This is a genomic window from Microcoleus sp. F10-B2, assembly GCF_036704965.1.
Lineage (GTDB): Bacteria > Cyanobacteriota > Cyanobacteriia > Cyanobacteriales > Microcoleaceae > Microcoleus.
This window is the reverse complement of sequence record NZ_JAUBTB010000047.1, coordinates 51706-59188: the sequence shown is the minus strand read 5'-3', so window position 1 is coordinate 59188 and position 7483 is coordinate 51706. Positions and strand designations below refer to the sequence as shown.

Genomic DNA, 7483 nt, shown 5'->3' with positions numbered 1-7483 from the left:
AATGCTAAAACTTCGTTGTGCTTACCTCAACGACCTCTTAGCCATTTGAGGTTTTTGCAAAACCGGGATGCTCCCGTCCTCGCCTTGAGAAAGTGGCTCGACAATTGTAGCGGATACAAGCGAGTCATCTAATTGGCGTCGGTATGGGTCTTTCAGTGATTTATATGTCTCTCTCTCAAATTCTGTATGAACCCCTTTCAGAGCAAACGAGTGCCGACTGTTAGGAAACTTGCCTTTGTAGAAATATAAAAGGCTACGTAATCTTTGCTGACCATCAATCACAAGCAGTTTTTTTGTATCTCGCTCTCTTGCTAGAAAGATGCCGGGAACTGGAAGACCAAGCAAGAGTGATTCTATAAAACGCGATGCTTGTTTTGGTTTCCAGACATAAGCACGCTGGAAGTCTGGAATAAATACGTCTTCGCTTTCCAGGCGTCTAACTAGACCCTCTACATCAAAATCTCTTCGATCAACTGCTAGGGAGAATCTGGAGGGAATAATGTCCTCCTCATCTTCCGCGCTATCATCTTCCTCGCTATCCTGAATATCGTTTTCCTGTTCCTCATCCCCTAGATGGTTGGGGGGAGATGGCTCACTGTTTGACTCAAATGTACTCATCTTGTAGCCTCCTTTCTGCCTGAGTTATTAGATATTATAGACCTATCGCTCCCCTCATCTATCTCTCAATATTAAGATTTCCTTAGTTGCTGGCGTCGCGCACAGACATCAGTGGTACTATTAACAGCTTAGCTAGGGGTGCCCGAATATCCGGGCTGAGAAAACACCCTTAGAACCTGAGTCTGGGTAATACCAGCGGAGGGAAGCTGTTTATCAAGGAAATTAAATATGCGTACCGAATGGATCGCGAAGCGTCAGGGGCACACCAATGTATCTCAAATGCACTACGCCCGCCAAGGTGTAATTACTGAGGAAATGCACTTTGTTGCTAAGCGAGAAAATCTCCCGCCAGAACTGATCCGCGCCGAAGTAGCGCGGGGACGGATGATTATTCCGGCTAATATCAATCACACGAATTTAGAACCGATGGCGATCGGCATTGCCTCTAAATGCAAAGTCAATGCTAATATCGGTGCATCTCCCAACTCTTCCAATATGGAAGAAGAAGTTGACAAGCTTAAACTAGCAGTTAAATACGGCGCTGATACCGTGATGGACTTGTCCACCGGCGGCGGCAATTTGGATGAAATTCGCACTACGATTATCAAAGCTTCACCGGTGCCGATCGGTACTGTACCAATTTACCAAGCTTTAGAAAGCGTTCACGGTAATATGGAAAGTCTGACGGCGAATGACTTTCTTCACATCATTGACAAACACGCTCAACAAGGTGTTGATTACCAAACAATTCACGCCGGAATTTTGATTGAGCATTTGCCGTTGGTGAGAAATCGGATTACCGGGATTGTCTCTCGCGGCGGCGGCATTTTGGCGCGGTGGATGCTGCATCACCACAAACAAAATCCCCTCTACACTCACTTTAACGACATCATTGAAATCTTCAAAAAATACGATGTTTCGTTTAGTTTGGGAGATTCTCTGCGGCCCGGTTGCACTCACGATGCGTCGGATGATGCTCAATTAGCTGAACTCAAAACTTTGGGACAATTAACTCGCAAAGCTTGGGAACATGATGTGCAGGTAATGGTGGAAGGCCCGGGCCACGTGCCGATGGATCAAATTGAGTTTAATGTCAAGAAACAAATGGAGGAATGTTCCGAAGCACCCTTCTATGTTTTGGGGCCGTTGGTGACAGATATTGCGCCTGGATACGACCACATTACCTCAGCAATTGGGGCCGCGATGGCTGGTTGGTACGGTACTGCAATGCTGTGTTACGTGACACCGAAGGAACACTTAGGATTGCCGAATGCAGAGGATGTCCGAAACGGGCTGATTGCTTACAAAATTGCGGCTCACGCTGCCGATATTGCGCGCCGGCGTCCGGGTGCGCGCGATCGCGACGATGAACTCTCGAAAGCGCGTTACAATTTCGATTGGAACCGTCAATTTGAGCTGTCATTAGATCCCGAACGGGCAAAGGAATATCACGACGAAACTTTGCCTGCAGATATCTACAAAACTGCTGAATTCTGTTCGATGTGCGGCCCTAAATTCTGTCCGATGCAGACTAAGGTTGATGCCGATGCTTTGACGGAATTAGAGAAGTTTTTGGCTAAGGAACCTGTAGCCCAAAGCTAATAAGCCCAGGCGCATCTAACTTTTACAGTTAAGTTTGATGTAATTCTTGTGGGGTGGGCGTCCCGCCCGCCCAAAAATACAATTTAGATGCCCAACAGCTTATTAGTAGGGTGAGTATTGTCAGCCCAATCAGGAGTGTGCAGAAGTTCTTCAAACCCTGGAAATCTTGTAGCGGGCGATCTTCTTTTTTTTCAGAGTCCAAACGCAATAAATAACGTTTATGGCTAAAAACTAACGCCTAAGATGACACAATTGCGTTGATTGCACCTTGACAGGGCTGGGGCTACTATGGCGATAGAGCAACTGTTGCGGTTGCTCTCGTTCCTCTGGTGCTAAACTCAAAATTGTTTGAGCTAATCGAGGCCAGCTCCTTTCCTCCACTCACTTGGAACGATACAATGATACGTTAATTTCCGCACAACAATATTTACTCGTTGCGAAGCATCTTGACAATTCCTAACAGGTGGGCTAGGAACTCGTCCCCTGAGAAAAATTACTTATTGTGGATTAGTGATTGTGGAATAGGAGGGAAAGCCTGTTCTTGTCTGATTTATTGTGATTGATTCCTAAATTAAACTGAGGATTCCCTGTATTGCTGTCTAATTTGTAACAGTTTCATTATTAGTTTCCGGCAGCGGTTTGCGCGCGCACAGATAAGCCAGCGGCCCGAACAGCGGCACTAATGTTACTGCCCAAAATGCTGTAGAGTTCTGCATTCCTCTACGGGCCATGTCGTCTGCCAATAACGCAGGAAATAGCAGGGAAAGCATACAAAAATCTAAACTCATTACGTGGATAAAACGGCTGGTTTGCCACTGACTAATAAAATCAGACCAATCGCCTTTTGTCAAGCCAAAAGCAACTAAAGCAACAGCCCCTAATGTTAATAAAATCCCTGTAAAACGGGAGTCTAATACCTTTAAAAATACGTTTTTAGGGCCATAAAATTCTGGATTAGGTTCGCGCAGGGCTAAATAAGGCAACAAGGCAAATGCGCCGAGGCCAAAGGATAAAACGGCAAATAACCATGCAGGTATTTTCTGCCCCCTGCCGTCAGCAAACAGCACGCAACTGTAGATTAGCGGCCAGGCTCCCATGATGTTGAATAAAGCTACAATTAAAGGGTTGATCCCTGCTATTTTGCCTGTGGAAAGATTGGTAATTAGTGTGATGGTTTCTGGGCTGTCGGGTGGTGCAAATACAAAGGCGTAGGTGCTAAATGCAATCCAAAGCAGCCAAAATCCAATTTTTCTGAACATATGTTGTGGCTCATTACTTCTTGTACTGTAACGGGTAACGTGCGCATTGCCCACCCTACATTTAGAGTGATTATTGACCTATTTCTGAGTGATGTTGCTAAATTTTTGCATAAATTGCCGATCGATCCAATCTTTCCAGTACCACAGCAGCGCCGATTCCCACATGAAAGATCCGCGAGATGCGATCGCCCTTTTATTCCCAGTACCAATTAACCCTAAATATTGTTCCTGCGGTACAAAGGGTTTCAGCGGTTTTCCCAATAAAAACTGCTGCAAATTTTCAAACAGCGGTTTGCCCTGACGCACGGCAAACACGCCTGCTTTGGGACGGGGATAATTAACCATCGCGGCGATGTCTCCAGCCCCAAATACGTTGGGGTGAGAGACTGATTGCAGGCAGTCGTTGACTTGCATGAAGCCGTTTGAGTCGGCTGCTAAACCGGATTCTTTTATCCAATTGGCTGCCGATGCTTGTGTCACCCAAAAAATGCGATCGCACTCTAATTCTAAACCTGATTTACAGGAAATTTGGTAATCGGTAGGGAATTGAGGATTGGTTTCTCTCTCAATCTTTTTTACAGCACAGACTTTTTCCTTTAAATGCAATTGAATGCTGCGACTGATGAGAATTTCTTGAAGGCGTCGGCGCACCCGATGGTTATGTGCAGGCATTAATTCAGCACCGCTGTGAAACAAATGAATTTCTGATGATAAATTTTCTAAATTTTCTTCCCTTTTCGTTCTTACCTCTTCCTTCCCCAATCGAGATTGCATATTTAATGCTAATTCTACGCCGCCTGCACCGCCGCCTACAATCGCTACCTGCAGCGGTTTTTGGGGAGAGTTTTGCCTTTCGGAAATTAACTGATTCCAGCTAGCTAAAAACTCCGGTACGGGTTTAGCTGCAATTGCATATTCTGCTGCACCCGGTACAGATAAAGTCGCGGGAGTGCTGCCGATATCCACCGAAAGCACATCAAAATTAACCGGAGGGCGAGTTTGACAAATAACTAAATTTTTGTTAAAGTCGATCGCGATCGCCCGATCGATTAATATTTGACACCCGGCAAATTCAGCGAGCGATCGCAAATCGATATGACATTCATCATAATTGTAAAACCCGGCAACGTGCCCCGGCAACATCCCCGAATAAGGCGCGTGCAGGACATCGCTAATCAGAGTCAAACGCACTCCCGGCAGCGGTTTGATGCCGAAAATTTTTAATACAATAGCATGACTGTGACCGCCACCAATTAACACTAAATCTTTCACAATTACAGATGTTCGATCGAAATGTTCCAGCACCGATATTGTACAGCACTCGCACTCCTTGGGCTGCACTGTCCGGTCAGGAGAGCTTGCAGTGCGTAATGAATGATTTCCCAGCACTTTGACATAATGCTCTCATCTACTCTCTGTCTCATAGATTATACTTCGCTCAGTTGCGATCGCATAACATCAATCCACCGATTGCACTTAACCGATTCCACATTCAGCGCCAATGGTTGTAGACTGTAAAGCGAGCAAATTTTATCACCAAATTATGCCGGGGTGTGTTTCAATAGCTAACTCACCATTCAAAACTATGACATTACGCATCATTCCGCGCAGTTGGCAGCGATCGATGAAAACTCTTTTCCCGCTTCTGTTTGCCCTCTCATTCATTATAGTATTGCTGGCGAACAACTTCATTCCGGCGATCGCCCAGCAACCCCGCCAGGAAATTCGCGGCGTTTGGATGACGACAAACGACAAAGACATCCTCAGAGATAGCCGCAAACTAGGAGATGCTGTCAGCCAACTAAAACGGTTAAATTTCAACACAATTTATCCCGTAGCCTGGAATTCTGGCTATGCAATGTATCCCAGCTATGTAGCGCAGCAAAGAGACATTCAACCCTTTGTTTACAGAGGGTTAGACGGACAAGATATGCTCGCCGATTTAATCGACAAAGCTCACCGCCAAGGCTTGCTAGTAATTCCTTGGTTTGAGTTTGGTTTCATGGCTCCTCCCACCTCAGAATTAGCCTTAAATCATCCCGAGTGGCTGACACAAAAACAGGACGGCAGCCAAACATCAAACGACGCCGGCGGCGAAGTAGTTTGGCTCAATCCCTTTCATCCAGAAGTGCAACAATTTATTACCGAACTCGTACTAGAAATCACCACTCAATATAACGCAGACGGCATTCAATTTGACGATCACATGAGTTTGCCGTCGGAATTTGGCTACGATGACTACACAGTTGCTTTGTATACCAAAGAAACAAAAAAAGCTCCGCCCAAAGATTTTCAAAACCCAGCATGGGTGCAGTGGCGAGCCAATAAAATTACCGCTTTTATGTCGCAGCTAAATCAAGCCGTCAAAGCAGTCAAACCCAATGCAATTTTCTCGATTTCTCCCAATTACTACGAGTTTGCTTACAAACATCACCTGCAAGATTGGCTGGCTTGGGTGCGTTTGGATATTGCCGACGAGCTAATCGTGCAAGTGTACCGTCCCAATCTAGAATCATTTGTAGACAAGATTAACCGTCCAGAAATGCAAGAAGCACAGCAAAAAATCCCCACCGGAGTTGGGATTATGACAGGTTTGAGAAATAACCCAGTACCGATTCACCAAATTAAATCTCAGGTGCAAGCAGTCCAAGGATACGGCTTAGGCGTCGCTTTCTTCTACTACGAAAGCTTGTGGGAATATGCACCAGAACCCCTCGCCCATCGACTTTCTCAATTTAGTGCTTTCTTCCCGTCTTCTGCATTCCGAACAGCGCTACAAATACCCAGACGTGCGGCGACTTTCCCTCCGCCGGCGCCACCCAAACCAGACCCGAAAGCTAAGCCAGAGCAACCTATTAAAAACACCGCACCTTCGCCCTCGCCAACCACGTAAAAAAATTTAAAAGTAGGGTGCGCACTGCGCACCTTACCGCGATCTCAATCATTAATCATCAATAAAAATGCAAACTAACCAAAAAATTTTACTGCCAAAAATGGGCTGCGGCACTTGGGCCTGGGGCAACAGATTCCTCTGGGGCTACAATGAAAGTATGGACGAGGAATTGCAAGCCGTTTTCAATCTTTGCGTCAGCAGCGGCGTCACTTTATTCGATACCGGCGACTCTTACGGAACGGGGAAATTAAACGGACGCAGCGAGCAGCTTTTGGGGCAGTTTTCTCAACAATATCAAGGTGCAAATAAAGACAGTATTTGTATTGCGACAAAACTGGCTGCTTATCCTTGGAGACTGACGCGACAATCAATGATATCTGCTTGCAAAGCCTCTGCTGCGCGCCTCGGAAAAAATGTAGATTTGGTGCAAATGCACTGGTCTACAGCTAATTACGCTCCTTGGCAAGAGGGATCTCTTTTAGACGGTTTGGCTGACCTTTACGAGCAAGGATTGGTCAAGGGAGTAGGCCTGTCTAATTACGGGCCGAAACGGCTGAAATGGGTGCATAGGAAATTTAGCGATCGCCAAATTCCTATTGTTAGTTTACAAGTGCAATATTCGCTACTTTCTACCTATCCGGTGACAGAACTCGGATTGAAAGATGTTTGCGATGAATTGGGGATAAAATTGATTGCTTACAGTCCTCTAGCCTTGGGGTTGCTGACGGGTAAATATTCCGAAAACGGCTCTCTTCCTAAAGGTATCCGAGGTTTGGCGTGCAAGCAGCTACTTCCGGGAATGCGATCGCTTTTGGAGTGTTTGCGAGAAATAGCGGCTTTCAGAAACAAGACTGTTTCGCAGGTAGCAATTAACTGGTGTATCTGCAAAGAAACTATTCCGATTCCGGGGGCGAAATCTGCGGCACAGGCGAGGGATAATATTGGTGCTTTGGGGTGGGAGTTAGACTCCGGGGAGATTGCCGAATTGGATAAGGCAGCGGCGAGTGTAGATAAGAAAATGGTGCAGAATATCTTTCAAACTCGGTAAAAAGACTCTCGCGTGGGGTGGGGGCGGGTTTATTTAAGCTGTCTGCATTCTTTAAATCTTTTG

6 protein-coding genes and 1 riboswitch are annotated in these 7483 nt (G+C 45.9%); of the genes, 3 read left to right on the top strand and 3 right to left on the bottom strand.

Features of this window, described 5'->3' with window-relative positions:
- Positions 1-21: 21 nt before the first annotated feature.
- Positions 22-618: a DUF262 domain-containing protein gene (locus QUA99_RS19070; protein ID WP_333242162.1), complete on the bottom strand. Its 597-nt coding sequence runs from the start codon at positions 616-618 to the stop codon at positions 22-24.
- 124 nt (positions 619-742) lie between these two features.
- Positions 743-839: riboswitch (TPP riboswitch) on the top strand.
- 7 nt (positions 840-846) lie between these two features.
- Here QUA99_RS19070 and thiC point away from each other — a divergent pair.
- Complete coding sequence (gene thiC, locus QUA99_RS19065; RefSeq protein WP_333242160.1) at positions 847-2220, top strand: phosphomethylpyrimidine synthase ThiC; 1374 nt, start codon at positions 847-849, stop codon at positions 2218-2220.
- 599 nt (positions 2221-2819) lie between these two features.
- Here the strand turns inward: thiC and QUA99_RS19060 are convergent.
- Together QUA99_RS19060 and QUA99_RS19055 are read right to left on the bottom strand one after the other, a co-directional pair.
- Positions 2820-3479, bottom strand: coding sequence for a DUF2834 domain-containing protein (locus QUA99_RS19060; protein ID WP_333242157.1), 660 nt, complete (start codon positions 3477-3479; stop codon positions 2820-2822).
- A 78-nt stretch (positions 3480-3557) separates the two neighbouring features.
- A complete protein-coding gene (locus QUA99_RS19055; protein WP_333242164.1) occupies positions 3558-4751 on the bottom strand; it encodes an FAD-dependent oxidoreductase in 1194 nt (397 codons plus the stop codon).
- 229 nt (positions 4752-4980) lie between these two features.
- Between QUA99_RS19055 and QUA99_RS19050 the strand changes: the two genes are divergently transcribed.
- Both QUA99_RS19050 and QUA99_RS19045 read left to right on the top strand, forming a co-directional pair.
- On the top strand, positions 4981-6372 hold the full coding sequence (locus tag QUA99_RS19050) for a glycoside hydrolase family 10 protein (protein WP_333242154.1): 1392 nt from the start codon (positions 4981-4983) through the stop codon (positions 6370-6372).
- Between the two features lie 67 nt (positions 6373-6439).
- Positions 6440-7420 (top strand): aldo/keto reductase, encoded by a 981-nt coding sequence (locus tag QUA99_RS19045; RefSeq protein ID WP_333242151.1) that lies wholly within the window; start codon positions 6440-6442, stop codon positions 7418-7420.
- Positions 7421-7483: the final 63 nt, after the last annotated feature.

Excerpts from the sequence above, each read along its gene's own strand:
- QUA99_RS19070 (WP_333242162.1), bottom strand. The coding sequence starts at position 618 with ATGAGTACATTTGAGTCAAACAGTGAGCCATCTCCCCCCAACCATCTA.
- thiC (WP_333242160.1), top strand. The coding sequence starts at position 847 with ATGCGTACCGAATGGATCGCGAAGCGTCAGGGGCACACCAATGTATCT.
- QUA99_RS19060 (WP_333242157.1), bottom strand. The coding sequence starts at position 3,479 with ATGTTCAGAAAAATTGGATTTTGGCTGCTTTGGATTGCATTTAGCACC.
- QUA99_RS19050 (WP_333242154.1), top strand. The coding sequence starts at position 4,981 with ATGGTTGTAGACTGTAAAGCGAGCAAATTTTATCACCAAATTATGCCG.
- QUA99_RS19045 (WP_333242151.1), top strand. The coding sequence starts at position 6,440 with ATGCAAACTAACCAAAAAATTTTACTGCCAAAAATGGGCTGCGGCACT.